Here is a 26213-nt window from a genome sequence, read left to right on the forward strand (position 1 = left end):
CCCGCCAACTTAGCCGTTGCGGTCGTCCGGCTCCGCCGTGACCGTCGCCGCCGCCGTCGCGGGCACCGCCCCCGCCCGTACCAGCAGGTCCGCGAGGCGGTCGGTGACCGCCTCCGGGTGCTCCAGCATCACCAGATGGCCCCCGTCCGGGACGATGACCAGCTCCGCGTCCGGGAGCAGACCGGCGATGACCTCGGTGTGCGAGCTGGGGGTCACCAGGTCGTGGTCCCCGGCCAGCGCCAGCACCGGCACCTCGCTCAGCACGGCCAGGGCGGCCGCCTTGTCGTGTTCGGCGAAGGCCGGGTAGAAGGCGGCGACCACGTCGATCGGGGTCGACTCGATCATCCGCTCCGCGAACCGGGCCACCGCCGGGTCCACGTCCTTCGACGCGAACGAGTACTTCTTGATCAGCCCGGCGAAGAGGTCCGCCGTCGCCCGCCGGCCCCGCTCGACCAGCTCCGCCTGTGAGCCCAGCGCCCGCAGGACCCCCGGCAGGACCCGCCGGACGGCGTTGACGCCGGCGATCGGCAGCCCGTACGACACCTCTCCGAGGTTCCCCGCGGAGGTGCCGACGAAGGCGACGCCGACGACCCGCTCGCGGACGAACTCCGGGTAGCGGTCCGCCAGCGCCATGATCGTCATGCCGCCCATCGAGTGCCCGACGAGGACGAGCGGCCCCTCGGGCGCCGCCATGTCGAGGACCGTCTTCAGGTCCCGGCCCAGCCGGTCGATGGAGACGGGCACCGCGTCGGGCCCGGTCTGCGAGAGGCCCTGGCCCGAGCGGCCGTGGCTGCGCTGGTCCCAGTGGACGGTGCGGACGAGCCCGCGCAGCGCGGCCCGCTGGAAGTGCCAGGAGTCCTGGTTGAGGCAGTAGCCGTGGCTGAAGACGACCGTGACGGGCGCGGGCTCCTTGCGTCCGAAGAGCCGTCGGCGGCGGGCCGGCGCAGTGTCGTCCTCGACGTCGTCGACCTCGTAGTAGAGGACGGTCGCGTCGTCCGCGAGCGCCCGGCCGGGCGTCCCCCGCAGCCCCCCGTAGGGGCCGGTGGCGTCCAGCGCGAGCCGCGCCTTCTGTCGTACGGAACGCCCCACGGTGAGCCGCTCGACGGCCACCCCGGCCGCCGCCCCCGCCGCGAGCACGCCTATCGCGGCGCCGGCGAATCCGGCGCGCCGCCACGTACCGGTGCTGCTGGACTCGCCCACGGGGCCCCCTCTACTCGCCCAGGTACACGCGCGGGACGCGCGCGCCGATCCGGGTGACGATCTCGTACGCGATGGTGTCGGCGGCCACCGCCCAGTCCTCGGCGGTCGGTTCGCCCCCGTCGCCGGGACCGAACAGCACGGCCTCCGTGCCCGGCGCGGGCTCCTCCCCGCCGAGGTCGACCACGAACTGGTCCATGGCGACCCGCCCCGCGACCGTGCGGACGGTGCCGTCGACGAGGACGGGGCCGCGGCCCGAGGCGTGCCGGGGGACGCCGTCGGCGTAGCCGAGCGGGACGAGACCGAGGGTCGTCTCCGTGCCGGTGACGTAGTGGTGGCCGTAGCTGACGCCGTGCCCGGCCGGGACCCGCTTCACCAGGGCGACGCTCGCCTTGAGCGACATCACCGGGCGGAGCCCCAGCTCGGCGGAGGTGCCGAGCTCCGGGCTCGGCGAGACGCCGTACATCGCGATCCCCGGCCGCACCAGGTCGAAGTGGGCCTCGGGGAGGGTGAGGGTGGCCGGCGAGTTGGCGATGTGCCGGACCTCGGGCCGGACGCCGGCCTTCTCGGCGTGGTCGAGCATCGAACGGAAGACGTCGAGCTGCGCGGCGATCGAGGGGTGGTGGGGTTCGTCGGCGCAGGCGAAGTGCGACCAGAGCCCGGTGACCTCGACCAGGCCCTCGGCCTGGGCCTTCAGCGCCCGCTCCACCAACTCGGGCCAGTCGGCGGGCTGGCAGCCGTTGCGACCGAGCCCGGTGTCGGCCTTGAGCTGGATCCTGGCCGTCCCGCCGGTCGCGCGGGCCGCCTCGACGACCTCCTCCAGGGCCCACAGTCCGCTCACGGACATGTCGAGGCCGGCCTCGATGCCCCGGTCCCAGGGGTCGCCGGGCGTCCAGAGCCAGCACATCACCGGCACGTCCGTGATCCCGGCGGCGCGCAGCGCGAGCGCCTCGTGCGGGGTGGCCGTGCCGAGCCAGTCCGCGCCCGCGTCCAGGGCGGCGCGGGCGCAGCGCACCGCGCCGTGTCCGTACGCGTCGGCCTTGACCACGGCCATGATCCGGACGTGGGGGGCGACGCGGGCGCGCAGCGTGCGGACGTTCGCACGCAGCGCACCGAGGTCGATCTCGGCGCGGGCTCTGCGGGGCGGCGGTGTCTCAGTCATCGCGCCCAGTCTCTCAGGTGTCGGCCCGAGGGCCGCTTTCCCCGGATGTAGACCCGGTCACCCTCGCGGGAAACCCCGGAGCCCTACCCGCCTGCCCGGTAGGGGGATCCCCGGAGCCCTACCCGCCGGCCCGCACGTCGCGTACGTCCCGCCACGCGCCGCCCAGCGCCTCCGCGACCTCCCCCGCCGTCACCGGTCCGCGTTCCTCCGAGGCCCGCCGGGCCGCGAGGCCGTGGAGGTACGCGGCGCACGAGGCCGCGTCCGCCGGGCGCAGCCCGGCCGCCAGGAGCGAACCCGCCAGGCCGGAGAGGACGTCGCCGCTGCCGGCCGTGGCCAGCCAGCCGGTCCCGGTGGGGTTCACCCGTACGGGGTCGCCGTCCGGCCCGTGCACCAGCGTCGTCGAGCCCTTGAGCAGCACCGTCGCCCCGAACCTGCCCACCAGTTCCCGTACGGCCCCGAGCCGGCCCGCCTCGACCTCCTCGCGGGACGCGCCGAGCAGTGCCGCCGCCTCGCCCGCGTGCGGGGTGAGCAGGGTCGGGGCGCTGCGGGCCCGTACGAGGGCGGGGTCGAGGTCCCGCAGCCCGTCGGCGTCGACGAGCACCGGCACGTCAGAGGCGAGGACCTCCGCGACGCCAGGTCCGTCGCCGAGCCCGGGCCCCACCACCCAGGCCTGGACGCGCCCCGCCTTGTCCGGGGGTCCGGCGTGGACCAGCGTCTCGGGGTGCCGGGCGATCACCGCGTCGGCGGCCGGGCCGACGTACCGGACCGCTCCGGCGCCGCCGCGCAGCGCCGCCGCGACGGTGAGGACCGCCGCCCCCGGGTAGCGGGCGGAGCCGGCGACGACGCCGAGGACCCCGCGCCGGTACTTGTCGCTGGCGGCGCCCGGTACGGGCAGCAGCCGTGCCACGTCCTGGTGCTGGAGGGCCTCCAGGTCGGGCACGCCGGGCAGTTCCTCGCCGAGCCCGATGTCGACGAGCCGCAGGGCGCCCGCGTACTCCCGGGCCGGGTCGACGAGGAGACCCGGCTTGTACGTACCGAAGGTGACGGTCACGTCGGCGCGCAGGGCCTCCCCCGTGACCTCGCCCGTGTCCGCGTCGACGCCGCTGGGCAGGTCGACGGCGACGACGACGGCGTCGGAGCCGCGCGCGGCCCGGACGACCGGCACGGCGTCGGGCCGGAGGCCGCCGCGCCCGCCGATGCCGGTGATGCCGTCGAGGACCAGGTCGGCGTTGGCCAGCGGTTCGAAGGGGTCGTCGGCGATGCGTCCGCCGGCCGCCCGGAGCGCGGCGAGCCCGGCCTCGTGGGCGCGGGCGCCGAGCAGGACGGCGGTGACTCCGGCGCCGCGCCGGGCGAGCCGGGCCCCGGCGTACAGGGCGTCGCCGCCGTTGTCGCCGCTGCCGACGAGGAGGACGACCCGGGACCCGTACACCCGTCCCTTGCCGAGCAGTGAGCAGCAGGCGGCGGCGAGCCCGGCGGCGGCCCGCATCATGAGGGCGCCCTCGGGAAGGCGGGCCATGAGGGCGGCCTCGGCGGCCCGTACGGTCTCCACGCGGTAAGCGGTACGCATGGTCAGCAGTCTGCCGCCCGAGCCGGGGGAACGCTCCCCGTACGGGAACCGCCGTGCGGACACTCCCGTACGGGACCCGCCGTAGGAGCACGGTCGTAGGGACACCCCGTACGGGAACCGCCGGGGGAGCACCCCCGCGCCGCCACCCCCGTACGGGACCGTCGGCGCGAGCCCCGGCCTCACCCCTCCGCGATCACCACCGCCGAGGCGACCCCCGCGTCATGGCTCAGCGAGACGTGCCAGTGCTTCACGCCCAGCTCCGCCGCCCGCGCCGCGACCGTCCCGCGCACCCGGAGCCTCGGCTGCCCGGTGCCCTCGACGTACACCTCGGCGTCCGTCCAGTGCAGCCCGCCCGGCGCGCCGAGCGCCTTCGCGAGCGCCTCCTTCGCGGCGAACCGCACCGCGAGCGAGGCCGGTCCGCGCCGCTCCCCGCTGGGCAGCAGCTGCTCGCGCTCGACGAAGAGGCGCTGGAGCAGCCCCGGCGTCCGTTCGATCGACGCGGCGAAGCGGTCGATCTCCGCCACGTCGATCCCCACCCCAATGATCATTTCCCACTCACTCCACGGTCACCGATTTGGCCAGGTTGCGCGGCTGGTCGACCTCGTTGCCCCGCGCGGTGGCGAGCTCGCAGGCGAAGACCTGGAGCGGCACCGTGGAGACCAGCGGCTGGAGCAGCGTAGGCGTCGCGGGGATGCGGACGAGGTGGTCGGCGTACGGGACGACGGTCTCGTCGCCCTCCTCGGCGATCACGATCGTCCGGGCACCGCGCGCCCGGATCTCCTGGATGTTGGAGACGATCTTGTCGTGGAGGACGGAGCGGCCCTTGGGCGAGGGGACCACGACGACGACCGGCAGGTCCTCCTCGATGAGCGCGATCGGCCCGTGCTTGAGCTCTCCGGCGGCGAAGCCCTCGGCGTGCATGTACGCGAGTTCCTTGAGTTTCAGGGCTCCTTCGAGGGCGACCGGGTAGCCGACGTGCCGGCCGAGGAAGAGCACCGTGCTCTTGTGGGCGAGCGAGCGGGCGAGGGCCCGGACCGGCTCCATGGTCCCCAGGACCCGTTCCACCTCGTCGCCGATGCGGGCGAGTTCGCGGACGACGGCGCGGATCTCGTCGCCCCACTTGGTGCCGCGCACCTGGCCGAGGTAGAGCGCGAGGAGGTAGCAGGCGACCAGCTGCGTGAGGAAGGCCTTGGTCGACGCGACGGCGACCTCGGGCCCGGCGTGGGTGTAGAGGACGGCGTCCGACTCCCGTGGAATCGTCGAGCCGTTGGTGTTGCAGACGGCGAGGACCTTCGCGCCCTGTTCGCGCGCGTGCCGGAGCGCCATCAGGGTGTCCATGGTCTCGCCGGACTGCGAGATCGCGACGACGAGCGTCTTCTGTCCGAGGATCGGGTCCCGGTAGCGGAACTCGCTGGCGAGCTCGACCTCGCAGGGGATGCGGGTCCAGTGCTCGATGGCGTACTTGGCGATGAGCCCGGCGTGGAAGGCGGTGCCGCAGGCGATGATGACGATCTTGTCGGCCTCGCGGAGCACGGCGTCCGGGATGCGCACCTCGTCGAGGGTCAGCCGGCCGCTGCCGTCGATCCGGCCGAGGAGGGTGTCGGCGACGGCCTTCGGCTGCTCGGCGATCTCCTTGAGCATGAAGGAGGCGTAACCGCCCTTCTCGGCGGCCGAGGCGTCCCAGTCGACGTGGAAGGCCCGCACGTCGGCGGGCGCCCCGTCGAAGTCGGTGACGGTGACGCCGTCCCTGGTCAGCTCGACGACCTGGTCCTGGCCGAGTTCGATCGCCGAACGGGTGTGGGCGATGAAGGCGGACACGTCGGAGGCGAGGAAGTTCTCGCCCTCGCCGACGCCGACGACGAGCGGGGAGTTCCGGCGGGCGCCGACGACCACGTCCGGCTGGTCGGCGTGCACGGCGACCAGGGTGAACGCCCCTTCGAGCCGCCGGCACACCAGCCGCATGGCCTCCGACAGTTCCCCGGCCGAGGAGAACTCCTCGGCGAGGAGGTGGGCCACGACCTCGGTGTCCGTCTCGGACGCCAGGTCGTGGCCGCGCTCGGTGAGCTCCGCGCGCAGGGCGGCGAAGTTCTCGATGATGCCGTTGTGGACGACGGCGACGCGCCCCGCGTTGTCCAGGTGCGGGTGCGCGTTGACGTCGGTCGGCCCGCCGTGGGTGGCCCAGCGGGTGTGGCCGATGCCCACGGACCCGCCGGCCAACGGCCGGTCGACGAGCTCCTTCTCCAGGTTGACGAGCTTGCCCGCCTTCTTGGCCGCGGCCAGCCCTCCGTCGGAGAGCACCGCGACACCGGCCGAGTCGTAGCCCCGGTATTCGAGCCTCTTGAGGCCCGCGACCACCACATCAAGCGCCGACTGCCCGCCGACGTATCCCACGATTCCGCACATGACGGAAGCGTACGGCGGAAGGTGCCCGGAGGGCCGGAGTCAGCTCAGCTTGGCGGCCTGCGCGTCGACGACGTCCTTCGGGTAGGCCTTCACGCCGCCGGGGACGAAGCTGATGGTCGAGAACGACGCGAGCGTGTTGCCCTGGCGCAGGACGACCAGCTTGCTGACGAACGGCTCGCCCTCCATCTCGCTGGTGATGGTGAAGGCGACCGCCTCCTCCCCCGCGGTGACGCTCTCCGGGGCGACCTTGCCGACCTTCGTCTTCTCCGCCCCGTGGATCACGGTGAAACCGCCGGCGCACTCGCCGCCGGCCTTCTTCACCGAGGCGAAGGCGTCCTGGGCGCCCTGTCCGTCGTAGGAACCGAGGGTCACGGCCGTGACCCGGACGCCGAGCCCGCCGAGGAGCGCTTCCTCCGGGGAGGCCTTCGCGTCCTTCTTCGGCTCCTCCAGCACCTTGCGCTGCGCCGAAGCGGCGGGCGAGCCGGGCGAGATGAAGGACATGGCGTGGGCGATCGGCACGCAGGAGGCCTTGTCGGTGGTGACCGAGGAGGCCGGGACGACGTCCCCGGTGTCGGCCTTCGCCACCTGGTACCCCTTGAGGTCGCCCTTCTCGAGGATCAGCTTGTCCAGCTCGGCGGCGGACAGCGCCTTCGCGGCGGGCGCACTCGTGGCGGAGGCGGAGGCCTTGGGGGCATCCTGCCCGTTGTCGTCCCCCTTGCCCTCCCCACCACAGCCGCTGACGAGCAGGACGAGGGACACGGCGGCGGCAGCGCCGGCGGCGCTCCTCATGGACGTACGCATCTGGGGTGACTCTCTGTTTCTCTCGGTGCTCACAAACAGCCGCCCGAAGACGGCTCCCCCCGCGTGAAGAGCAGAGACCCACGCGGCAACGAACAGGATCACCTTAGACGCCGGGTCGGACAACGGCTTTTGTCGCGTGACCCACCCCACGGCCCGCGGAGTCCCGAGAACTCCCTCGACCCCCGACAATGGCGAGGTGATCACTTCGCCGCCACGAAGCTCCAGCGGGGCGAGCCCCTACGTCGACCTCACCCGGGCCGAGTGGAGCGCCCTGCGGGACAAGACGCCCCTGCCGCTGACCGCCGACGAGGTCGAGCGGCTCCGCGGTCTCGGGGACGTCATCGACCTCGACGAGGTACGGGACGTCTATCTGCCCCTGTCCCGGCTGCTCAATCTGTACGTGCAGGCCACCAGCGGACTGCGCGGCGCCCTCAACACCTTCCTCGGCGAGAGCGCCGAGCAGCGCGGCACCCCCTTCGTCATAGGGGTCGCCGGTTCGGTCGCCGTCGGCAAGTCGACGGTCTCCCGTCTCCTGCAGGCCCTGCTCGCCCGCTGGCCCGAGCACCCGCGCGTGGAGCTGGTCACCACCGACGCCTTCCTCTACCCGATGGAGGAACTGAAGGCGCGCGGTCTGATGTCCCGCAAGGGGTTCCCCGAGTCGTACGACCGCCGGGCCCTGACCCGCTTCGTCGCCGACATCAAGGCGGGCAAGAACGAGGTCACGGCCCCGGTCTACTCCCATCTGATCTACGACCGCGTGCCCGACGAGCGGCTCGTCGTCCGCCGCCCGGACATCCTCATCGTGGAGGGGCTGAACGTCCTCCAGCCCGCCCTCCCCGGCCAGGACGGCCGCACCCGCGTCGGCCTCGCCGACTACTTCGACTTCTCGGTGTACGTCGACGCGCGGCCGGAGGACATCGAGCGCTGGTACCTCAACCGCTTCCGCAAGCTCCGGGACACCGCGTTCCAGAACCCCTCCTCGTACTTCCAGCGCTACACGCAGGTCTCCGAGGAGGAGGCCCTCGACTACGCCCGCACCATGTGGCGGACCATCAACAAGGTGAACCTCCTGGAGAACGTGGCGCCGACCCGCGGCCGGGCCACCCTCGTCGTCCGCAAGGGCCCCGACCACAAGGTGCAGCGCCTGAGCCTGCGCAAGCTCTGACCTTCGTAAGCTCGGGGCATGTTGCATCTACGGATGATCGTCCCGCCGGACCGCACCGCGCCCGCGATCGAGCTGATCGAGTCGACGGTCGGCACCACCCACCTCGTGGTACTGCCGGGCGTGGCCAGGGACCCCCACGGCGACCTGGTCATGTGCGACATGGCCCGCGAGTCGGCCGACGAACTGCTGCACGGCCTGCGCGACATGAAGATCGATCAGGACGGGTCGATCGCGGTGGAGGGCATCGACCTGTCGATGTCGACCCGGGCGGACACGGCCGAGCGGGAGGCCCCCGGCGAGGGCGCCGACGCCGTCATCTGGGAGCAGCTGGCGGAGGCGACCCACGAGGAGTCGACGCTCTCCTTCACGTACCTCTCCTTCATGGGCCTGGCCACGATGATCGCGGCCTGCGGTGTCGTCCTGGACAACGCGATCCTGATCGTGGGCGCCATGGCGGTCGGCCCGGAGTTCGGCCCGCTCGCCGGAGTGTGCACGGCGATCGTGCAGCGGGCGCCGAGACTGGCGGCGCGCTCTCTGATCGCGCTGCTCATCGGCTTCGCGTCGGCGATCGTGGCGACGACCGTGTTCAGCCTGGTGATGGACCGGCTGGACCTGTTCAGTCAGTCCATGCTCGACGCGCCGCGCCCGCAGACCAGCTTCATCTGGCAGCCGGACCTGTTCTCGTTCGTCGTGGCGCTCCTCGCGGGCGCGGCCGGCACCCTCTCGCTCACCTCGTCCAAGTCGGGCGCGCTGGTGGGCGTGGCGATCTCGGTGACGACCGTCCCCGCGGCGGCGAACGCGGCGGTGGCGCTCAGCTACGGCGAGGTCGGGCAGATGGGCGGGTCGATCGCGCAGCTGATGCTCAACCTGCTGGGGATCATGCTGGCGGGGACGGCGACCCTGTCCCTGCAGAAGAGGCTCTGGCGCACCCAGCGCGGCCGGCTCCGCCGCCGCCTGCGCAGGGGCTGAGCCCGTCGCGCGCCGAAGGACACGGGCACTCCGCCGCACGAGGACACCGGCACACGAAGAGGCCCCGCCGCACCGGACATCCGGTACGACGGGGCCTCTCACCAGAGCATGACGGTGCCTCAGGAAGCCTAGCCCAGCGCCGACTTCACGACGTCCGCGAGCCGCTGCGCGACCGCGCGCGCCTGCTCGATGTCGGCCGCCTCGACCATCACGCGGACCAGCGGCTCGGTGCCGGAGGGGCGCAGCAGGACGCGGCCGGTGGAGCCGAGCTCCTGCTCGGCGGAGGCGACGGCGGCGGCCAGGTCGCCGGAGGTCTTCACCCGGGCCTTGTCGACGTCGGGGACGTTGATGAGGATCTGCGGCAGCCGCTCCATCACGCCGGCGAGGTCCGCGAGCGACCGGCCGGTGGCGGCGATGCGGGCCGCCAGCATGAGGCCGGTGAGGGTGCCGTCGCCGGTGGTGGCGTGGTCGAGCACGATGACGTGCCCGGACTGCTCACCGCCGAGCGCGTAGCCGTGCTCCTTCATGGACTCCAGGACGTACCGGTCGCCGACCGCGGTCTGGACGAGGTTCAGGCCCGCGCCCTCCATGGCGAGCTTGAAGCCCAGGTTGGACATGACGGTCGCGACGACGGTGTCGCCGCGCAGCGTCCCGGCCTCGCGCATGGCGAGGGCGAGCACGGCGAGGATCTGGTCGCCGTCGACCTCGTTGCCCGCGGCGTCCACGGCGAGGCAGCGGTCGGCGTCGCCGTCGTGGGCGATGCCCAGGTCGGCGCCGTGCTCGACGACGGCGGCGCGGAGCAGCCCCAGGTGGGTGGAGCCGCAGCCGTCGTTGATGTTGAGGCCGTCCGGCTCGGCGCCGATGGTGACGACCTGCGCGCCGGCCCGGGTGAAGGCCTCGGGCGAGACGCGGGCGGCGGCGCCGTGGGCCTCGTCGAGGACGACCTTGAGGCCGTCGAGCCGGTTGGGGACGACGGAGAGGAGGTGGGAGACGTACGTCTCGAAGCCCTCGTCGTAGTCGCGGACGCGGCCGACGCCGGCACCGGTCGGACGCTCCCAGGGGGCGCCGGTGCGGTGCTGCTCGTAGACGGTCTCGATCTTGTCCTCGAGGTCGTCGGCGAGCTTGTGGCCGCCGCGCGCGAAGAACTTGATGCCGTTGTCGGGCATGGCGTTGTGGCTGGCGGAGAGCATCACGCCGAGGTCGGCGCCGAGGACGCCGGTCAGGTGGGCCACGGCCGGGGTGGGCAGCACGCCGACGCGCAGGACGTCGACACCGGCGCTGGCGAGTCCCGCCACGACGGCCGCTTCCAGGAACTCTCCGGAGGCACGCGGGTCCCGCCCGACCACCGCGGTCGGCCGATGGCCCTCGAAGGTGCCCGCCTCGGCGAGCACGTGCGCCGCCGCGACCGACAGGCCGAGCGCCAGCTCCGCCGTCAGGTCCGCGTTGGCCACGCCGCGCACGCCGTCCGTGCCGAAGAGTCGTCCCACAGCTGTCCTCCGAAAATACGTGCCCAAGCCGATGAAAAGAGGTGGTGATGAAAAAGGTGACGAAAAAGCTTATGAAAAAACGTACGCCCCGACGGCACGGGCAGTGCCGCCGGGGCGTACGAAAGCAGCGAGCAGGCGTGATTAACGCTTGCTGTACTGCGGAGCCTTACGGGCCTTCTTGAGACCGGCCTTCTTGCGCTCGACCGCACGGTCGTCGCGGGAGAGGAAGCCGGCCTTCTTCAGCGCCGGGCGGTTGTTCTCGACGTCCGCCTCGTTCAGCGCACGGGCCACGCCGAGGCGCAGGGCGCCGGCCTGACCGGAGACACCGCCACCCGCGATGCGGGCGATGACGTCGTAGCGGTTGTCGAGCTCGAGCACCTTGAAGGGCTCGTTGACTTCCTGCTGGTGCACCTTGTTGGGGAAGTAGTCCTCAAGGGTGCGACCGTTGATCTTCCACTTGCCGGTGCCCGGAACGATCCGGACGCGGGCGATGGCGTTCTTGCGACGGCCCAGGCCGGCGGCCGGCTGCGGGTCGCCGAAGCGGGACGCGAGCGACTCGGAGGTGTACTCACCCTCGACGAGCTCGGTCTCGGTGGTGTACTCCTCAACGCCCTCGAACTCGTCGACGGGGGTCTCGGGGGTGGTCTCGGCCACGATGCTCCTCAGATTTCTTTCGTTCTTAGGGGGTGTGGCCGGAACTACTGCGCGACCTGGGTGATCTCGAACGGGACCGGCTGCTGCGCAGCGTGCGGGTGGTTCTCGCCCGCGTAGACCTTCAGCTTCGAGAGCATCTGACGGCCCAGGGTGTTCTTGGGGATCATGCCCTTGATGGCCTTCTCGACGGCCTTCTCGGGGTTCTTCGACAGCAGCTCGTCGTAACGGACGGAGCGCAGACCGCCCGGGAAGCCGGAGTGGCGGTACGCCAGCTTCTGGGTCTTCTTGTTGCCGGACAGGTGGACCTTGTCAGCGTTGATGATGATGACGAAGTCGCCCATGTCCATGTGCGGGGCGTAGACCGGCTTGTGCTTGCCTCGGAGGAGGTTCGCAGCCGTGGTCGCCAGACGGCCCAGGACGATGTCCTGCGCGTCGATGATGTGCCACTGGCGAGTGACATCGCCGGGCTTGGGGCTGTACGTACGCACTTCGTAGCCTTCGCTTCTTCAGTGGATGGAGTCCAGACACACCTGAAGCGATCATGCAGCTGGGGCCTGCACTGCCGGGACACCGCCCGTATGCGAGCCACTGGTAACTGCTCCAGGGAACCTGCGTAAGGGCCGTTCGCCGGAGAACGGCGAAGCCACTACGCATAACAAACCGCAACAGTACCCGCGCCACCCCCGACGGGTCAAAACGCCGCGGGCCCCTCCCCGACGCCGTCACTGGCCACCGGCCGCGGGCCGCGGACCTGCGGCTGCCGGCCGCCGACCGCCGACCGCCCCAGGTCACCGCGCCCGCTCGACCCGCCGCTCGTCCCAGACCGGCTCCGTCGTCTCGCGTACGACCCCGTCCGAGCCGAAGACCAGGAACCGGTCGAAGCTCTTCGAGAACCAGCGGTCGTGGGTCACGGCCAGCACCGTCCCGTCGTACGACTCCAGCCCGTCCTGCAGCGCCTCCGCCGACTCCAGGTCCAGGTTGTCGGTCGGCTCGTCGAGCAGCAGCGCGGTCGTGCCCGCCAGCTCCAGCAGCAGGATCTGGAACCGCGCCTGCTGCCCGCCGGAGAGCTTGTCGAAGGACTGGTCGCCCTGCCGCTCCAGCTCGTACCGGCGCAGCATCGACATCGCCCCGCCCCGGTCCTTGGCGTGCTCCGACCACAGGATGTCGACGAGCGGCCGCCCGGTCAGCTCCGGGTGCGCGTGGGTCTGGGCGAAGTGCCCCGGCACCACGCGCGCGCCGAGCTTCCAGTCGCCCGTGTGGGCCACCGACGGATCGCCGGCGAGCAGCCGCAGGAAGTGCGACTTGCCCGAGCCGTTCGAGCCGAGGACGGCCACCCGCTCCCCGTAGAAGATCTCCAGCGAGAACGGCTTCATCAGACCGGTCAGCTCGAGGTTCTCGACGGTCACCGCGCGCACGCCGGTCCGGCCGCCGCGCAGCCGCATCCGGATGTCCTGCTCGCGCGGCGGCTCCGGCGGCGGCCCCGCCTCCTCGAACTTCCTCAGCCGGGTCTGCGCCGCCGCGTACCGCGAGGCCATCTCGTGGCTGACCGCGGCCGCCTGCCGCAGGTTGACCACGAGCTTCTTCAGCTGGGCGTGCTTCTCCTCCCAGCGCCGCTTCAGCTCCTCGAAGCGCGCGAACCGCTCCCGCCGCGCCTCGTGGAAGGTGCCGAAGCCACCGCCGTGCACCCACACGTCCGACCCCGCGGGACCCGGCTCGACCGCGATGATCTTCTGTGCGGCGCGGGAGAGCAGCTCCCGGTCGTGGGAGATGAACAACACGGTCTTGCGGGTCTCCCGCAGCCGCTCCTCCAGCCACCGTTTGCCCGGCACGTCCAGATAGTTGTCCGGCTCGTCGAGCAGCAGCACCTCGTCGGTGCCGCGCAGCAGCGACTCCAGGACCAGACGCTTCTGCTCACCGCCGGAGAGCGTCCTGACCTGCCGGAACTGCGCCTTCTCGTACGGGATGCCGAGCGCGGACATGGTGCAGATGTCCCAGAGGGTCTCCGCCTCGTACCCCTGCACCTCGGCCCAGTCGCTGAGGGCCTGCGCGTACTTCATCTGCGCGGCCTCGTCGTCGACCGTCATGATCAGGTGCTCGGCCTCGTCGACGGCCTTCGCGGCCTCCCGGATGCGCGGCTGCGCCACCGAGACCAGCAGGTCACGGACGGTGGACTCGTCCCGTACGGAGCCGACGAACTGCGGCATCACGCCGAGCCCGCCGCTGACGGTGACCGAGCCGCCGTGCGGCTGGAGCTCCCCGGCGATCATCCGGAGCAGTGTGGTCTTCCCGGCGCCGTTGGCCCCGACGAGGGCGACCACGGCGCCCTCCCCCACCCGGAAGGAGGCGTCCCCGAGCAGGACCCTCCCGTCGGGAAGGTAGTACTCCAGATGCGCGGCCTCGACATGTCCCATGAGGTGCATTGTCGCCGCCCGCGTCGGCCCGGCCCAACCGGTTTAGGATGCGCGGCATGAGCTTTGGGGGACCGCAGTGGCCGCAAGAGCCGCAGCAGCAGGGGCAGCAGGGGTACGGCGGACAGCCGCAGCAGGGGTACGGGCAGCAGCCCGGGTACGGCGGACAGCCCGGCCAGGGACCACAGCAGGGGTACGGGCAGCAGCCCGGATTCGGCGGACAGCCCGACCCCTTCCCGGGCGCCCAGGGCGGGAACACCCCCGACTGGGGCGCCCTGGCCGACGCCTCCGCCTCCCGTAACCGGCGCAAGCGCTGGCTGATGATCGGCGGTGGCACGGTGGCCGCCGTGGTCGTCGGCGCGATCGTCGCGACCGCCGTGGTGGCGAGCGGCAAGAAGAACGACGAGGCCGGGAACGGCGGGGTGCCCACCGGCACCGTCACCCCCACGGCCTCCCCCACCCCGGAGCCGACCTTCTCGTCGGTGGCGCCGCCGCCCCCGCCGAACCCGAAGGACTACATCTCGGACCCGAAGAAGGACAAGGCCCCGCTGAGCGCGGAGGGCCTCTTCCCGGGCAAGAAGCTCACGATGAACAAGCGCCCCTACAAGAAGGGCGCGACCTCCGCCACGACGAACTGCGCGGCCGTCACGCAGGGCGGTCTCGGCACCGTCCTGAAGAACAACGGCTGCCAGCGGGTGCTCCGCGCCACCTATGTGAAGGACGGCGTGGCGATCACCGTCGGCGTCGCCGTCTTCCCCTCGGAGGCCGCGGCCCTGAAGGCGAAGAACCAGGCCACCGGAGGCGTCTCCCCGCTGGCCGGCGCCGGCGTGGGTGACTTCTGCCACGCCACGGTCTGTCTGCGCCGCTCGAACTCGGTCGGCCGCTACGCGTACTTCACCCAGGCCGGCTTCGCCAACGGCAAGAAGGTCACCAAGGCCGACAAGGCGGTCTTCCAGGCCAGCGACGACCTGGGCACCTTCACCTTCAACCAGATCTACGCCCGGGGCCGCTCCCAGGCCTCAGCAGCAGCCGGAGCTCCCGGGGAGTGACCGCTTGTTCCTGGCCTCCAGGTTCCGGGCGGCCAGGAGCTCGTCGGCGGGGTAACCGACCTCTTCGAGGGTGAGCCCGTGCGGCTTCACGACGTGCACGGCCGAGTCCCGCACCCCGGCCGCAAGGACCTTGCCCGGCCAGTCCACCGGCCGGTGCCCGTCGCCGACGAACAGCAGGGCGCCGACGAGCGAGCGGACCATGTTGTGGCAGAAGGCGTCCGCCTTCACGGTCGCTTCCATCACACCGTCGGACCGCCGCTCCCAGCGCAGCACCTGGAGCGTGCGGATGGTGGTCGCGCCCTCGCGCTTCTTGCAGTACGCGGCGAAGTCGTGCTCGCCGACGAGCGCGGCGGCGGCCTCGTTCATGGCGTCCATGTCGAGGGCCCAGTCGTGCCACAGGACGTGGCCGCGCAGCAGCGGGTCGACCCCGCCGGGGTTGTCGGTGACGCGGTAGGCGTAGCGGCGCCAGATCGCGGAGAAACGCGCGTTGAAGCCGCTGGGGGCCTCGGCCAGGGACCAGATCCGGACGTCGTGGGAGAGCCGCCCCGCGAGCCGCCTGAGCAGCTTGTCGCGGTGCTCGGCCCACAGCTCGACGGGCAGGTCGACATGGGCGACCTGGCCGCGCGCGTGCACCCCGGAGTCGGTGCGGCCGGCCACGGTCAGCTCGTAGGTCTCCTTGGACCGGGTCACGGTCCGCAGGGCGTCCTCGATGTCCCCCTGCACCGTCCGCCGCCCACCGGGCTGCTTGGCCCAGCCGGAGAAGTCCTTGCCGTCGTACGACAGGTCAAGCCGAACCCGTACGAACCCGTCCTGCACGTCATCGCTCACGCGGAGATCCTCTCAAACACACGGGAACGGGCCCGCACCCCAGGGGGTACGGGCCCGCTCACGAGAAACGTCGGAAGAACGCTTACGCGTCCTTCGACTCCTCAGCCGGGGTCTCGGCGGCCGCGTCGGCCTCCTTGACGGCGCGCACGGTGGCGGCCTCGGCCTCGGCGACGGTCGCCTTCTTGGCGATCTCGCCCTCGACCAGCTCGATCACGGCCATCGGGGCGTTGTCGCCACGACGGTTGCCGATCTTGGTGATACGGGTGTAACCACCCGGACGCTCCGAGTAACGCGGGGCGATCTCGGTGAAGAGGGTGTGGACGATGCCCTTGTCGGTGATCGTCTGCAGCACCAGGCGACGGTTGTGGATGTCGCCCTTCTTCGCCTTGGTGATCAGGCGCTCGGCGACCGGACGCAGGCGACGGGCCTTGGCCTCGGTCGTGGTGATGCGGCCGTGCTCGAAGAGCGACTTCGCCAGGTTGGCGAGGAGCAGCTTCTCGTGCGCGGCGGAACCGCCGAGGCGGGCACCCTTCGCGGGACGCGGCATGGTGTTTCTCCTTGTGATCTGCACCGGCCGTATGAGGTACCGGTGTCAGTGTCCGAGCGGGCGGTCACCCGTCGGAGATCCGGCCGAGCCCCGAAGGGGCGAGGCCGGAAGGGGCGCGGGGAACTGCGCGATCAAGCACAGCGCTCCCGCACCCGAGTACGGACCGTGAGGCCCGAGCTCCTAGTACTGCTCGGTCTCCACGAAACCCGCGTCCGCGTCGTCGTCGGCGCCGAAGGCGTCCGCGGCGGCGGTCGGGTCGAAGCCGGGAGGCGAGTCCTTCAGCGCGAGGCCCATACCGGCCAGCTTCGCCTTGACCTCGTCGATCGACTTCGCACCGAAGTTGCGGATGTCGAGCAGGTCGGCCTCGGAGCGCGCCACGAGCTCACCCACGGAGTGGATGCCCTCGCGCTTGAGGCAGTTGTACGAACGAACGGTGAGCTCGAGCTCCTCGATCGGCAGCGCGAGGTCGGCGGCCAGGGCGGCGTCCGTGGGGGACGGGCCCATGTCGATGCCCTCGGCGTCGATGTTGAGCTCGCGCGCCAGACCGAACAGCTCGACCAGGGTCTTGCCGGCGGACGCCATGGCGTCACGCGGGCGCATGGCCTGCTTGGTCTCGACGTCGACGATCAGCTTGTCGAAGTCGGTGCGCTGCTCGACACGGGTCGCCTCGACCTTGTACGTGACCTTGAGCACCGGCGAGTAGATGGAGTCGACCGGGATACGGCCGATCTCCTGGCCCACCTGCTTGTTCTGCACGGCGGAGACGTAGCCGCGACCGCGCTCGACGGTCAGCTCCATCTCCAGCTTGCCCTTGCCGTTGAGCGTGGCGAGGACGAGGTCGGGGTTGTGCACCTCGACACCGGCCGGGGGCGCGATGTCGGCGGCGGTGACCAGACCCGGGCCCTGCTTGCGCAGGTACATCACGACCGGCTCGTCGTGCTCCGAGGAGACGACCAGCTGCTTGATGTTGAGGATGAGGTCGGTCACGTCCTCCTTGACGCCCGGCACGGTGGTGAACTCGTGCAGGACACCGTCGATGCGGATGCTGGTGACAGCAGCGCCGGGGATCGACGAGAGGAGGGTACGGCGGAGGGAGTTGCCGAGGGTGTAGCCGAAGCCCGGCTCCAGGGGCTCGATGACGAACCGGGAGCGGAACTCGTCGACGACCTCTTCGGTCAGCGACGGACGCTGAGCGATCAGCATGTCTGTGATTCCTTCAGTCGTGGACGCCCACTATTTGACGTCCTCGGAGTACTACAAGGGTACGGGCGGTACGCCCCCATAGGGGACGCACCGCCCGGAAATCCCTGGTCAAGCAGCCCGTGCGTCAGACGCGGCGGCGCTTGGGGGGACGGCAGCCGTTGTGCGGCGTGGGGGTGACGTCCTGGATCGAACCGACCTCGAGGCCCGTGGCCTGGAGGGAGCGGATCGCGGTCTCACGGCCGGAGCCGGGACCCTTGACGAAGACGTCGACCTTGCGCATGCCGTGCTCCTGCGCGCGACGGGCGGCCGACTCGGCGGCCATCTGCGCGGCGAAGGGGGTGGACTTGCGCGAGCCCTTGAAGCCGACGTGGCCGGCGGAGGCCCAGGAGATCACGTTGCCCGAGGGGTCCGTGATCGAGACGATCGTGTTGTTGAACGTGCTCTTGATGTGCGCGTGGCCGTGAGCGACGTTCTTCTTTTCCTTGCGGCGCACCTTCTTGGCAGCGCCCTGACGACCCTTGGGGGGCATCTATATCTCCTACGGGAGGTGGTCGGTCCTACAGCGAAGACCGCTTGGTCAAGCGTCCGCTGAGGACTACTTCTTGCCCGGCTTCTTCTTGCCGGCGATGGCGCGACGCGGGCCCTTGCGGGTACGAGCGTTCGTGCTGGTGCGCTGGCCGCGGACGGGCAGGCCACGACGGTGGCGCAGACCCTGGTAGCAGCCGATCTCGACCTTGCGGCGGATGTCGGCGGCGATCTCGCGGCGGAGGTCACCCTCGGTCTGGAGGTTGGCGTCCACGTACTCGCGGATCTTGACGAGGTCTTCCTCGGCAAGGTCGCGGACACGGGTGGACGGGTTCACGCCGGTCGCGGCGAGAATCTCCTCGGACCGGGTACGCCCGATACCGAAGACGTAGGTGAGTGCGACCACCACGCGCTTTTCGCGCGGGATGTCAACACCGGAAACGCGTGCCATTCAATGGCTCCTGTGTTCTCGGGGGTCTGCTGCAGAACCGCTCCCGACCGCCGACCGTTCCTGTCGGAACAGTGGTACGTCCGGGTCCCCGGCCCCCGCCGGAGGTGCCGTCAACCGTGGAACACGGCCCGACGGGCTCTGCGTATGTACGTATTGCTATGCGTCGCGCGAAGAACTGCGAAATGCAGGTCGGTCGGCGTGCGTCAGCCCTGGCGCTGCTTGTGGCGCAGGTTGTCGCAGATGACCATGACCCGGCCGTGACGGCGGATCACCTTGCACTTGTCGCAGATCTTCTTGACGCTCGGCTTGACCTTCATGGGATGTGAGGTTCTCCGGGTCAGTGCCACCACCCGCGCACGGAGGCGGGGTGCGGGCAAGATCTACTTGTACCGGTAGACGATCCGGCCACGCGTCAGGTCGTACGGAGAGAGCTCCACGACGACCCGGTCGTCCGGGAGGATTCGGATGTAGTGCATCCGCATCTTGCCGGAGATGTGCGCGAGGACCTTGTGACCGTTCTGGAGCTCCACCTTGAACATGGCGTTCGGGAGGGACTCGATCACGGTGCCCTCGATTTCGATGGCACCTTGCTTCTTGGCCACGCTTCGCCTTTCGAATCGGCTACCTTGATCGACTCCCGCCGCCGTGTGCGGACACAGGGGTACACGAGAGCCGACGCATCAGTCTACGTCAGGCCCCAGGAAAAGACGAATCGGGAAAGTGTGCCCACCCGGAAAGATCCTTACGCAAGGAGCCACGCCGCAGAATCCCGGGCTACGCCAGCGGGTCCGGCGCAGCCGTCACGCCCAGCTCCGCCAGCTTCGCCTTGCCGCCGTCGACCGCGGTGAGGACCAGGGGGCCCTCCTCGGTCAGGGCGATCGAGTGCTCCCAGTGCGAGGACCAGGTGCCGTCGGTCGTGATGACCGTCCAGTCGTCCTTCAGGACCTCCGTCTGCGCGGTGCCCAGGGAGACCATCGGCTCGATCGCCAGGCAGAGGCCGGGGACCAGCTTCGGGCCCTTGCCGCGCTTGCGGGAGACGTAGTTCAGCAGGTGCGGGTCCATGTGCATCTCGGTGCCGATGCCGTGGCCGCCGTAGTCCTCGATGATCCCGTAGCGACCGAGGCTGTGGTCGCCGACCGCCGGCCGCGGCTGACGCTTGATGTACGTCTCGATCGCCTTCGAGATGTCGACCAGGCGGTTGCCGAGCTTCATGGCCGCGATACCGGCCCACATCGACTCCTCCGTGACCCGGGAGAGCTCGACCAGCTCCGGCGCGTGCCCGGTGCCCACGAAGGCCGTGTAGGCCGCGTCACCGTGCCAGCCGTCCACGATCGCGCCCGCGTCGATGGAGATGATGTCGCCGTCCTTGAGGACGGTCTTGTCGTCGGGGATGCCGTGGACGACGACCTCGTTGGCCGAGGTGCAGATCGTCGCGGGGAAACCGCCGTACCCGAGGAAGTTCGACTTCGCCCCGTGGTCGGCGATGACCTTCCGCGCGACCTCGTCGAGGTCCTTCGTCGTGGCGCCCGGCACGGCCGCCTCACGGGTCGCCGCGTGAATGGCGGCGACGACCAGCCCCGCCTCGCGCATCTTCGCGATCTGCTCGGGGGTCTTGATCTGCACGGGCCGCGGCCTTTCCGTCGAGTACGGGGAACAGAACAACGATACGGCCGCGGCGCCCCTGAGGGGCACCGCGGCCGTATCGCACGAACCAGGGGTTACTTCTTGATCGCGTCCATCGCCTTGGCGGTGACCTCGTCCACCTTGCCGAGCGCCGAGATCGTCGACACCAGGTTCTGCGCCCGGTAGTAGTCGATGATCGGCTCGGTCTCGGTGTGGTAGACCGACAGACGCTTGCGGACGGTCTCCTCCGTGTCGTCGTCACGCTGGTACAGCTCGCCGCCGCAGACGTCGCAGACGCCCTCGGTCTTCGGAGCGTTGTACGTCACGTGGAAGACGTGCGACGAGTCCTTGCGGCAGATGCGGCGACCCGCGATCCGCTTCACGACCTCGTCCTCGGGGACCTCGAGGTCCAGCACCGCGTCCAGCTGGATGCCGTCCGCCTTGAGGAACGCGTCCAGAGCCTCGGCCTGGGCCACGTTCCGCGGGAACCCGTCCAGCAGGAAGCCGCCCTCGGCGTCCGCCTGGTGCATGCGGTCCTCGGCCATCCCGATCGTCACGGAGTCCGGCACGAGCTGGCCGGCCTTCATGTACGACTGCGCCTCTACGCCCAGCGGCGTGCCCTGCGAGATGTTGGCACGGAACAGGTCGCCCGTAGAGATGTGCGGGATGCCCAGGTTCTTGGCGAGGAACGCAGCCTGCGTTCCCTTGCCGGCACCGGGCGGTCCGACGAGGACGATTCGCATCAGCGGAGGAACCCTTCGTAATTGCGCTGCTGGAGCTGGCTCTCGATCTGCTTCACGGTCTCCAGCCCCACACCCACGATGATGAGGATGCTCGTCCCACCGAAGGGGAAGTTGGCATTGGCGCCACCGAAGCCTGCCAACGCCATCGTCGGCACAAGAGCGATCAGACCCAAGTACAGCGAGCCCGGCCAAGTGATCCGGTTGAGCACGTAGCTCAGGTACTCGGCAGTAGGTCGACCAGCCCGGATACCCGGGATGAAGCCACCATACTTCTTCATGTTGTCGGCGACTTCCTCGGGGTTGAACGAGATCGCCACGTAGAAGAAGGCGAAGAACACGATCAGGAGGAAGTACGCGGCGATGTAGTAGGGGTGGTCACCCTTGACGAAGTGGGCTTCGATCCAGGTCTTCCACCCTGCGGTGGAGTTCGAGAACTGCGCGATCAGGGCCGGGATGTAGAGCAGCGACGACGCGAAGATGACAGGAATCACACCCGCCTGGTTCACCTTCAACGGGATGTACGTGGACGTACCGCCGTAGGAGCGCCGGCCGATCATGCGCTTCGCGTACTGCACCGGGATGCGGCGCTGGGCCTGCTCGACGAAGACCACGAGGGCCACCATCACGAAGCCGATGAGGATGACGGTGCCGAACTCGATCCAGCCCTTGGCGAGCTTGCCGCTCTCCTTGATGGCCCACAGGGCGCCCGGGAAGCCGGCGGCGATCGAGATGAACATCAGGATCGACATGCCGTTGCCGATGCCGCGGTCGGTGATCAGCTCACCGAGCCACATGACGACACAGGTACCCGCGGTCATCGTGATGACCATGGTGGCGATGGTGAAGACGGACGGGTCAGGAACGACCTGGTCCGCCACCGAGCAGCCGCTGAACAGAGCACCGCTCTTGGCCGTCGCGACGAGACCCGTGCCCTGCAGGATGGCCAGGGCGACCGTCAGGTACCGGGTGTACTGCGTGATCTTGGCGGTACCGGACTGACCCTCCTTCTTGAGGGCCTCGAGTCGCGGGATCACGACGGTCAGCAGCTGCAGGATGATGCTCGCCGTGATGTACGGCATGATGCCGAGCGCGAAGATGGTGATCTGCAGCAGCGCCCCGCCACTGAACATGTTGACCAGGCCGAACAGGCTGTTGTTGCCCTCGCTGGCCTGCTTGACACACTGCTGGACGGCCTCGTAGCTGACGCCGGGGACCGGGATGTGGGCCCCGAGGCGGTACAGCACGATGATGGCGAGCGTGAAGAGCAGCTTCTTGCGCAGGTCGGGCGTCTTGAACGCCCGGGCGAACGCGGTGAGCACGGTGCCTCCTGCGACCCCCGCGCTAGGCGTCAAGGGTGACGGTCTTGAGGTTCGACGAATAGGTATCGGTCATCAATTCCGTACGGGCATACCGCACGGAGCCTAGACAGTGCACGCCACCTTACCGGCGACCATGCCCCCCTAGGAACGACCAATCGGGGATGCCCCTTTTGGGAGGCATCCCCGATCGGATGTTCAAGCCATCGAGTCGTCTCAGACGAGCTCGGTGACGGTGCCACCAGCGGCGGCGATCTTCTCCTTGGCGGAGCCGGAGACGGCGTCGACCGTCACCTGCAGCGCCACGGTGATCTCGCCGGTGCCGAGCACCTTGACGAGCTGGTTCTTGCGAACCGCACCCTTGGCGACCAGATCGGCCACCGTGACCTCGCCACCCTGCGGGTAGAGCGCGGTGAGCTTGTCCAGGTTCACGACCTGGTACTCGGTGCGGAACGGGTTCTTGAAGCCCTTGAGCTTCGGCAGACGCATGTGGAGGGGCATCTGCCCACCCTCGAAGCGCTGCGGAACCTGGTAACGGGCCTTCGTGCCCTTGGTACCACGACCGGCCGTCTTACCCTTCGACGCCTCACCACGGCCCACACGGGTCTTCGCGGTCTTGGCGCCGGGGGCGGGACGGAGGTTGTGGGCCTTCAGCGGGTTGGTCTCCGCCATGTCAGTCAACCTCCTCGACCGTCACGAGGTGGCGGACGGTGTGCACCATGCCGCGGAACTCGGGACGATCCTCCTTGACAACCACGTCGTTGACCCGCTTGAGGCCGAGCGAACGCAGGGTGTCGCGGTGGTTCTGCTTGCTGCCGATGTACGACTTCGTCTGCGTGACCTTGAGGCGAGCCATTACGCACCCGCCCCAGCACGCGCACGAAGCAGGGCCGCGGGGGCGACGTCCTCGAGGGGCAGACCACGGCGAGCCGCGATCTCCTCGGGACGCTGCAGACCCTTGAGGGCCGCCACGGTCGCGTGCACGATGTTGATCGCGTTGGACGAGCCAAGCGACTTCGACAGGATGTCGTGAACGCCGGCGCACTCCAGAACGGCGCGCACCGGGCCACCGGCGATAACGCCGGTACCGGGGGAAGCCGGCTTCAGGAGCACGACGCCCGCGGCACGCTCGCCCGTGATCGGGTGAGGAATCGTGCCCTGGATGCGCGGAACCTTGAAGAAGTTCTTCTTGGCTTCCTCGACACCCTTGGCGATGGCCGCGGGAACTTCCTTGGCCTTGCCGTAACCGACACCTACGGTGCCGTCACCGTCGCCCACCACGACCAGCGCGGTGAAGCTGAAGCGGCGACCACCCTTGACAACCTTGGCGACGCGGTTGATCGCGACAACGCGCTCAACGTACGCGGTCTTCTCGGCGGCAGCGCCACCGTCGCGGCCCTTCCGGTCCCGCCGCTCGCCGCCACCGGCACCGCTTCCGCGGCGCTGGGGTCCAGCCATTGGATTTACCTCTCTCTGTTACGTCCGTTAGTCCCGGAACCGGGGCTTAGAACTTCAGCCCGGCTTCGCGGGCGGCGTCAGCCAGAGCGGCAATGCGCCCGGCGTACCTGTTGCCACCACGGTCGAACACGACGGCCTCGACGCCGGCGGCCTTGGCGCGCTCGGCGACAAGAGCGCCGACCTGCTTGGCCTGCGCGGACTTGTCACCCTCGCCACCGCGGATCGACGCGTCCAGGTTCGACGCCGACGCAAGGGTGTGACCCTTGAGGTCGTCGATGACCTGAGCGGTGATGCCACGGTTCGAACGCGTCACGACGAGGCGCGGACGCTCCGCCGTACCCGACACGTTCTTGCGGATGCGGATGTGGCGGCGAGCCTTGGCGGCACGCTTGTAAGCGTCGCCCTTGGCGATCTTCACACCGTATGCCATGGCTTACTTACCAGCCTTTCCGACCTTGCGGCGGATGACCTCGCCGGCGTACTTGACGCCCTTGGCCTTGTACGGGTCGGGCTTGCGCAGCTTGCGGATGTTCGCCGCAACCTCGCCGACCTTCTGCTTGTCGATGCCCTCGACCGAGAACTTGGTCGGCGACTCGACCTTGAACGAGATGCCCTCGGGCGCCTCGATCAGGATCGGGTGGCTGTAGCCGAGCTGGAACTCCAGGCTGGAGCCCTTCGCGGCCACGCGGTAACCGACACCGCTGATCTCGAGCGCCTTCACGTAACCCTGGGTCACACCGGTGATCATGTTGGCCACCAGCGTGCGGGACAGGCCGTGAAGGGCCTTGTTCTGACGCTCGTCGTTCGGACGGTTGACGTTCAGCACGCCATCCTCGCCCTTAACGATCTCGATCGGAGCGGCGACGGTGTGGCTCAGGGTGCCCTTGGAACCCTTCACCGTGACCGTGCGGCCATCGATGGTGACGTCCACGCCGGCGGGAACCTGGATAGGCAGCTTGCCAATACGCGACATGAGCTTTCCTTCCTTTCCCGACTACCAGACGTAGGCGAGGACTTCCCCACCTACGCCCTTCTTGCCTGCCTGCTGGCCGGTCAGGAGACCGTGGGACGTGGAGATGATCGCCACGCCCAGGCCGCCGAGAACCTTCGGCAGGTTTGTGGACTTCGCGTAAACCCGGAGACCGGGCTTCGAGATCCGCTTGATGCCCGCGATGGAGCGCTCACGGTTCGGACCGAACTTGAGCTCGAGGACGAGGTTCTTGCCGACCTCGGCGTCCTCGACCTTCCAGCCCGTGATGAAGCCCTCCTGCTGGAGGATTTCCGCGATGTGAGACTTGATCTTGCTGTGCGGCATCGTCACGGAGTCGTGGTATGCCGAGTTCGCGTTACGCAGACGAGTCAGCATGTCCGCGATCGGATCAGTCATGGTCATGAATTGGCCTTCGGCCTCTCTCGCCGTGGTTTCCGGTGCGCCATCCCTCTCCCCACACAGGGGCGGGACGGGTGCGGCGCGGGGACCTACGGCGTAGTAAGTCGTAAGGGCGGCGGACGCCCAACCCTCCTAGCCTAAGCCATGGAGGCTCGGGCGTCCGCCAACCCAATGCTTACCGAGAGACTCCGGTCATCCCAAGTAAGGGATTACCAGGAGCTCTTGGTCACGCCCGGCAGCTCGCCACGGTGAGCCATCTCACGAAGGCACACGCGGCACAGGCCGAACTTGCGGTACACGGAGTGGGGACGACCACAACGCTGGCAGCGCGTGTAACCACGCACGCCGAACTTGGGCTTGCGGGCAGCCTTCGCGATGAGAGCCTTCTTCGCCATCTCGCTTACGCCTCCTTGAACGGGAAGCCGAGGTGACGCAGAAGGGCACGGCCCTCGTCGTCGTTGGTCGCCGTGGTCACCACGGTGATGTCCATACCCCGGACACGGTCGATCTTGTCCTGGTCGATCTCGTGGAACATGACCTGCTCCGTGAGACCGAAGGTGTAGTTGCCACGCCCGTCGAACTGCTTGGGGGACAGACCACGGAAGTCGCGGATGCGCGGAAGCGCGAGCGACAGGGTGCGGTCCAGGAACTCCCACATGCGGTCGCCACGGAGGGTGACGTGCGCACCGATCGGCTGGCCCTCACGCAGCTTGAACTGCGCGATGGACTTGCGAGCCTTGGTGACGGCCGGCTTCTGGCCGGTGATCGTGGTCAGGTCACGGACGGCACCGTCCATGAGCTTCGAGTCACGGGCGGCGTCGCCGACACCCATGTTGACCACGATCTTCACGAGGCCGGGAACCTGCATGACGTTCTCGTAGGAGAACTCCTCACGCAGCTTGCCCGCGATCTCCTCGCGGTACTTCGTCTTGAGACGCGGAGTGGTGGTAGCCATCAGATGTCCTCACCCGTCCGCTTGGCAACGCGGATCTTGTTGCCCTCGTCGTCGAAGCGGTAACCGACACGCGTGACGACCTTCTTGCCGTCCTTCTCCACGACCAGCTGGACGTTGGAGACGTGGACCGGAGCCTCGGTCGTGACGATGCCACCGGCCTGCGACGGGCCGGCCTTGGTGTGCTTCTTGACCCGGTTGACACCCTCGACGAGGACACGGTTCTCACGGGGGAAGGCCGTGATGACCTTGCCCTGCTTGCCCTTGTCCTTACCGGTGATGACCTGGACCAGGTCGCCCTTCTTGATCTTCATG

At 69.7% G+C, this 26213-nt stretch carries 32 protein-coding genes; 3 read left to right on the top strand and 29 right to left on the bottom strand.

The window, feature by feature from the left end:
- Positions 1–9: 9 nt before the first annotated feature.
- The 6 genes from ASD33_RS02245 to ASD33_RS02270 all read right to left on the bottom strand — a co-directional run bounded on the left by ASD33_RS02245 (position 10) and on the right by ASD33_RS02270 (position 7130).
- Positions 10–1200 (bottom strand): alpha/beta hydrolase, encoded by a 1191-nt coding sequence (locus tag ASD33_RS02245; protein WP_056552343.1) that lies wholly within the window; start codon positions 1198–1200, stop codon positions 10–12.
- Between the two features lie 10 nt (positions 1201–1210).
- Positions 1211–2359 carry an alanine racemase gene (gene alr, locus ASD33_RS02250; RefSeq protein ID WP_056552347.1) on the bottom strand — a complete coding sequence of 383 codons (1149 nt, stop codon included), beginning with the start codon at positions 2357–2359 and terminating at the stop codon, positions 1211–1213.
- Between the two features lie 118 nt (positions 2360–2477).
- Positions 2478–3926: a bifunctional ADP-dependent NAD(P)H-hydrate dehydratase/NAD(P)H-hydrate epimerase gene (locus ASD33_RS02255; RefSeq protein WP_056552353.1), complete on the bottom strand. Its 1449-nt coding sequence runs from the start codon at positions 3924–3926 to the stop codon at positions 2478–2480.
- A gap of 179 nt (positions 3927–4105) precedes the next feature.
- Entirely contained in the window at positions 4106–4474 is a 369-nt protein-coding gene (locus ASD33_RS02260; RefSeq protein ID WP_056552355.1) for a holo-ACP synthase, read from the bottom strand.
- 7 nt (positions 4475–4481) lie between these two features.
- On the bottom strand, positions 4482–6329 hold the full coding sequence (glmS, locus tag ASD33_RS02265) for a glutamine--fructose-6-phosphate transaminase (isomerizing) (protein WP_056552357.1): 1848 nt from the start codon (positions 6327–6329) through the stop codon (positions 4482–4484).
- 39 nt (positions 6330–6368) lie between these two features.
- Positions 6369–7130, bottom strand: coding sequence for a sensor domain-containing protein (locus ASD33_RS02270; protein ID WP_056552359.1), 762 nt, complete (start codon positions 7128–7130; stop codon positions 6369–6371).
- A gap of 196 nt (positions 7131–7326) precedes the next feature.
- On the opposite strand from ASD33_RS02270, the gene coaA reads away from it, so the two are divergent.
- The gene (gene coaA, locus ASD33_RS02275; RefSeq protein WP_056552361.1) at positions 7327–8295 is read left to right on the top strand and encodes a type I pantothenate kinase; all 969 of its coding nucleotides are present in this window, start codon (positions 7327–7329) and stop codon (positions 8293–8295) included.
- 18 nt (positions 8296–8313) lie between these two features.
- Positions 8314–9264, top strand: coding sequence for a DUF389 domain-containing protein (locus ASD33_RS02280; protein ID WP_056552364.1), 951 nt, complete (start codon positions 8314–8316; stop codon positions 9262–9264).
- Between the two features lie 128 nt (positions 9265–9392).
- On the opposite strand, the gene glmM is transcribed toward ASD33_RS02280, so the two are convergent.
- The 4 genes from glmM to ASD33_RS02300 all read right to left on the bottom strand — a co-directional run bounded on the left by glmM (position 9393) and on the right by ASD33_RS02300 (position 13816).
- Entirely contained in the window at positions 9393–10751 is a 1359-nt protein-coding gene (gene glmM / locus ASD33_RS02285) for a phosphoglucosamine mutase (RefSeq protein WP_056552367.1), read from the bottom strand.
- A gap of 141 nt (positions 10752–10892) precedes the next feature.
- The gene (gene rpsI, locus ASD33_RS02290; RefSeq protein ID WP_015035601.1) at positions 10893–11405 is read right to left on the bottom strand and encodes a 30S ribosomal protein S9; all 513 of its coding nucleotides are present in this window, start codon (positions 11403–11405) and stop codon (positions 10893–10895) included.
- Between the two features lie 44 nt (positions 11406–11449).
- Positions 11450–11893, bottom strand: a complete 444-nt coding sequence (rplM, locus tag ASD33_RS02295; protein ID WP_053646145.1) for a 50S ribosomal protein L13 — start codon at positions 11891–11893, stop codon at positions 11450–11452.
- Positions 11894–12193: 300 nt separating this feature from the next.
- Entirely contained in the window at positions 12194–13816 is a 1623-nt protein-coding gene (locus tag ASD33_RS02300) for an ATP-binding cassette domain-containing protein (RefSeq protein WP_199863429.1), read from the bottom strand.
- Between the two features lie 56 nt (positions 13817–13872).
- Here ASD33_RS02300 and ASD33_RS02305 point away from each other — a divergent pair, with 56 nt between their 5' ends.
- Positions 13873–14862 (top strand): hypothetical protein, encoded by a 990-nt coding sequence (locus ASD33_RS02305; protein WP_056552373.1) that lies wholly within the window; start codon positions 13873–13875, stop codon positions 14860–14862.
- Here ASD33_RS02305 and truA read toward each other — a convergent pair.
- The 19 genes from truA to rplX all read right to left on the bottom strand — a co-directional run bounded on the left by truA (position 14833) and on the right by rplX (position 26212).
- Positions 14833–15690 carry a tRNA pseudouridine(38-40) synthase TruA gene (gene truA, locus ASD33_RS02310; RefSeq protein WP_056552375.1) on the bottom strand — a complete coding sequence of 286 codons (858 nt, stop codon included), beginning with the start codon at positions 15688–15690 and terminating at the stop codon, positions 14833–14835. The genes ASD33_RS02305 and truA overlap by 30 nt on opposite strands.
- An 82-nt stretch (positions 15691–15772) precedes the next feature.
- Entirely contained in the window at positions 15773–16237 is a 465-nt protein-coding gene (gene rplQ, locus ASD33_RS02315; protein WP_056552377.1) for a 50S ribosomal protein L17, read from the bottom strand.
- A gap of 180 nt (positions 16238–16417) precedes the next feature.
- Positions 16418–17440, bottom strand: coding sequence for a DNA-directed RNA polymerase subunit alpha (locus tag ASD33_RS02320; RefSeq protein WP_003966937.1), 1023 nt, complete (start codon positions 17438–17440; stop codon positions 16418–16420).
- A 124-nt stretch (positions 17441–17564) separates the two neighbouring features.
- Positions 17565–17969: a 30S ribosomal protein S11 gene (rpsK, locus tag ASD33_RS02325; protein WP_003956432.1), complete on the bottom strand. Its 405-nt coding sequence runs from the start codon at positions 17967–17969 to the stop codon at positions 17565–17567.
- Between the two features lie 66 nt (positions 17970–18035).
- Positions 18036–18416 (bottom strand): 30S ribosomal protein S13, encoded by a 381-nt coding sequence (rpsM, locus tag ASD33_RS02330; RefSeq protein WP_015035595.1) that lies wholly within the window; start codon positions 18414–18416, stop codon positions 18036–18038.
- Between the two features lie 203 nt (positions 18417–18619).
- Complete coding sequence (gene rpmJ / locus ASD33_RS02335; RefSeq protein WP_003956441.1) at positions 18620–18733, bottom strand: 50S ribosomal protein L36; 114 nt, start codon at positions 18731–18733, stop codon at positions 18620–18622.
- Positions 18734–18796: 63 nt separating this feature from the next.
- Positions 18797–19018 carry a translation initiation factor IF-1 gene (infA, locus tag ASD33_RS02340; protein WP_003956442.1) on the bottom strand — a complete coding sequence of 74 codons (222 nt, stop codon included), beginning with the start codon at positions 19016–19018 and terminating at the stop codon, positions 18797–18799.
- 172 nt (positions 19019–19190) lie between these two features.
- Positions 19191–20039, bottom strand: coding sequence for a type I methionyl aminopeptidase (map, locus tag ASD33_RS02345; protein WP_079044501.1), 849 nt, complete (start codon positions 20037–20039; stop codon positions 19191–19193).
- Positions 20040–20134: 95 nt separating this feature from the next.
- Entirely contained in the window at positions 20135–20782 is a 648-nt protein-coding gene (locus ASD33_RS02350; RefSeq protein ID WP_056552380.1) for an adenylate kinase, read from the bottom strand.
- Positions 20782–22101 (bottom strand): preprotein translocase subunit SecY, encoded by a 1320-nt coding sequence (secY, locus tag ASD33_RS02355; protein WP_056552382.1) that lies wholly within the window; start codon positions 22099–22101, stop codon positions 20782–20784. Before secY ends, ASD33_RS02350 begins: the two co-directional genes overlap by 1 nt.
- 213 nt (positions 22102–22314) lie before the next feature.
- Entirely contained in the window at positions 22315–22770 is a 456-nt protein-coding gene (gene rplO / locus ASD33_RS02360) for a 50S ribosomal protein L15 (protein ID WP_030318646.1), read from the bottom strand.
- Between the two features lies 1 nt (position 22771).
- Positions 22772–22954, bottom strand: a complete 183-nt coding sequence (gene rpmD, locus ASD33_RS02365; protein WP_056552385.1) for a 50S ribosomal protein L30 — start codon at positions 22952–22954, stop codon at positions 22772–22774.
- Positions 22954–23556 carry a 30S ribosomal protein S5 gene (rpsE, locus tag ASD33_RS02370; RefSeq protein ID WP_030214033.1) on the bottom strand — a complete coding sequence of 201 codons (603 nt, stop codon included), beginning with the start codon at positions 23554–23556 and terminating at the stop codon, positions 22954–22956. Before rpsE ends, rpmD begins: the two co-directional genes overlap by 1 nt.
- A gap of 46 nt (positions 23557–23602) precedes the next feature.
- On the bottom strand, positions 23603–23986 hold the full coding sequence (rplR, locus tag ASD33_RS02375) for a 50S ribosomal protein L18 (protein WP_015035587.1): 384 nt from the start codon (positions 23984–23986) through the stop codon (positions 23603–23605).
- A gap of 3 nt (positions 23987–23989) precedes the next feature.
- Complete coding sequence (rplF, locus tag ASD33_RS02380; RefSeq protein ID WP_030214030.1) at positions 23990–24529, bottom strand: 50S ribosomal protein L6; 540 nt, start codon at positions 24527–24529, stop codon at positions 23990–23992.
- Positions 24530–24550: 21 nt separating this feature from the next.
- Positions 24551–24949, bottom strand: coding sequence for a 30S ribosomal protein S8 (rpsH, locus tag ASD33_RS02385; protein ID WP_015035585.1), 399 nt, complete (start codon positions 24947–24949; stop codon positions 24551–24553).
- Positions 24950–25155: 206 nt separating this feature from the next.
- Positions 25156–25341 carry a type Z 30S ribosomal protein S14 gene (locus ASD33_RS33765; protein WP_003948630.1) on the bottom strand — a complete coding sequence of 62 codons (186 nt, stop codon included), beginning with the start codon at positions 25339–25341 and terminating at the stop codon, positions 25156–25158.
- 5 nt (positions 25342–25346) lie between these two features.
- Positions 25347–25904: a 50S ribosomal protein L5 gene (gene rplE / locus ASD33_RS02390; protein ID WP_106975815.1), complete on the bottom strand. Its 558-nt coding sequence runs from the start codon at positions 25902–25904 to the stop codon at positions 25347–25349.
- Positions 25901–26212 carry a 50S ribosomal protein L24 gene (gene rplX / locus ASD33_RS02395; protein WP_015035583.1) on the bottom strand — a complete coding sequence of 104 codons (312 nt, stop codon included), beginning with the start codon at positions 26210–26212 and terminating at the stop codon, positions 25901–25903. Before rplX ends, rplE begins: the two co-directional genes overlap by 4 nt.
- Position 26213: the final 1 nt, after the last annotated feature.

It is taken from the genome of Streptomyces sp. Root1304 (assembly GCF_001426405.1).
In the GTDB taxonomy this organism is placed as follows: Bacteria; Actinomycetota; Actinomycetes; order Streptomycetales; family Streptomycetaceae; genus Streptomyces.

Excerpts from the sequence above, each read along its gene's own strand:
- alr (WP_056552347.1), bottom strand. The coding sequence starts at position 2,359 with ATGACTGAGACACCGCCGCCCCGCAGAGCCCGCGCCGAGATCGACCTC.
- ASD33_RS02270 (WP_056552359.1), bottom strand. The coding sequence starts at position 7,130 with ATGCGTACGTCCATGAGGAGCGCCGCCGGCGCTGCCGCCGCCGTGTCC.
- rplQ (WP_056552377.1), bottom strand. The coding sequence starts at position 16,237 with ATGCCGCGTCCCGCGAAGGGTGCCCGCCTCGGCGGTTCCGCCGCGCAC.
- rplO (WP_030318646.1), bottom strand. The coding sequence starts at position 22,770 with ATGGCGGAGACCAACCCGCTGAAGGCCCACAACCTCCGTCCCGCCCCC.
- rpsE (WP_030214033.1), bottom strand. The coding sequence starts at position 23,556 with ATGGCTGGACCCCAGCGCCGCGGAAGCGGTGCCGGTGGCGGCGAGCGG.
- rpmJ (WP_003956441.1), bottom strand. The coding sequence starts at position 18,733 with ATGAAGGTCAAGCCGAGCGTCAAGAAGATCTGCGACAAGTGCAAGGTG.
- ASD33_RS02350 (WP_056552380.1), bottom strand. The coding sequence starts at position 20,782 with ATGCGAATCGTCCTCGTCGGACCGCCCGGTGCCGGCAAGGGAACGCAG.
- ASD33_RS02300 (WP_199863429.1), bottom strand. The coding sequence starts at position 13,816 with ATGGGACATGTCGAGGCCGCGCATCTGGAGTACTACCTTCCCGACGGG.
- ASD33_RS02280 (WP_056552364.1), top strand. The coding sequence starts at position 8,314 with ATGTTGCATCTACGGATGATCGTCCCGCCGGACCGCACCGCGCCCGCG.
- rpmD (WP_056552385.1), bottom strand. The coding sequence starts at position 22,954 with ATGGCTCGCCTCAAGGTCACGCAGACGAAGTCGTACATCGGCAGCAAG.
- ASD33_RS33765 (WP_003948630.1), bottom strand. The coding sequence starts at position 25,341 with ATGGCGAAGAAGGCTCTCATCGCGAAGGCTGCCCGCAAGCCCAAGTTC.
- rpsM (WP_015035595.1), bottom strand. The coding sequence starts at position 18,416 with ATGGCACGCGTTTCCGGTGTTGACATCCCGCGCGAAAAGCGCGTGGTG.
- rplX (WP_015035583.1), bottom strand. The coding sequence starts at position 26,212 with ATGAAGATCAAGAAGGGCGACCTGGTCCAGGTCATCACCGGTAAGGAC.
- rpsH (WP_015035585.1), bottom strand. The coding sequence starts at position 24,949 with ATGACCATGACTGATCCGATCGCGGACATGCTGACTCGTCTGCGTAAC.
- ASD33_RS02260 (WP_056552355.1), bottom strand. The coding sequence starts at position 4,474 with ATGATCATTGGGGTGGGGATCGACGTGGCGGAGATCGACCGCTTCGCC.
- rplF (WP_030214030.1), bottom strand. The coding sequence starts at position 24,529 with ATGTCGCGTATTGGCAAGCTGCCTATCCAGGTTCCCGCCGGCGTGGAC.
- rplR (WP_015035587.1), bottom strand. The coding sequence starts at position 23,986 with ATGGCATACGGTGTGAAGATCGCCAAGGGCGACGCTTACAAGCGTGCC.
- glmS (WP_056552357.1), bottom strand. The coding sequence starts at position 6,329 with ATGTGCGGAATCGTGGGATACGTCGGCGGGCAGTCGGCGCTTGATGTG.
- ASD33_RS02255 (WP_056552353.1), bottom strand. The coding sequence starts at position 3,926 with ATGCGTACCGCTTACCGCGTGGAGACCGTACGGGCCGCCGAGGCCGCC.
- ASD33_RS02320 (WP_003966937.1), bottom strand. The coding sequence starts at position 17,440 with ATGCTGATCGCTCAGCGTCCGTCGCTGACCGAAGAGGTCGTCGACGAG.
- ASD33_RS02305 (WP_056552373.1), top strand. The coding sequence starts at position 13,873 with ATGAGCTTTGGGGGACCGCAGTGGCCGCAAGAGCCGCAGCAGCAGGGG.
- rpsK (WP_003956432.1), bottom strand. The coding sequence starts at position 17,969 with ATGCCCCCCAAGGGTCGTCAGGGCGCTGCCAAGAAGGTGCGCCGCAAG.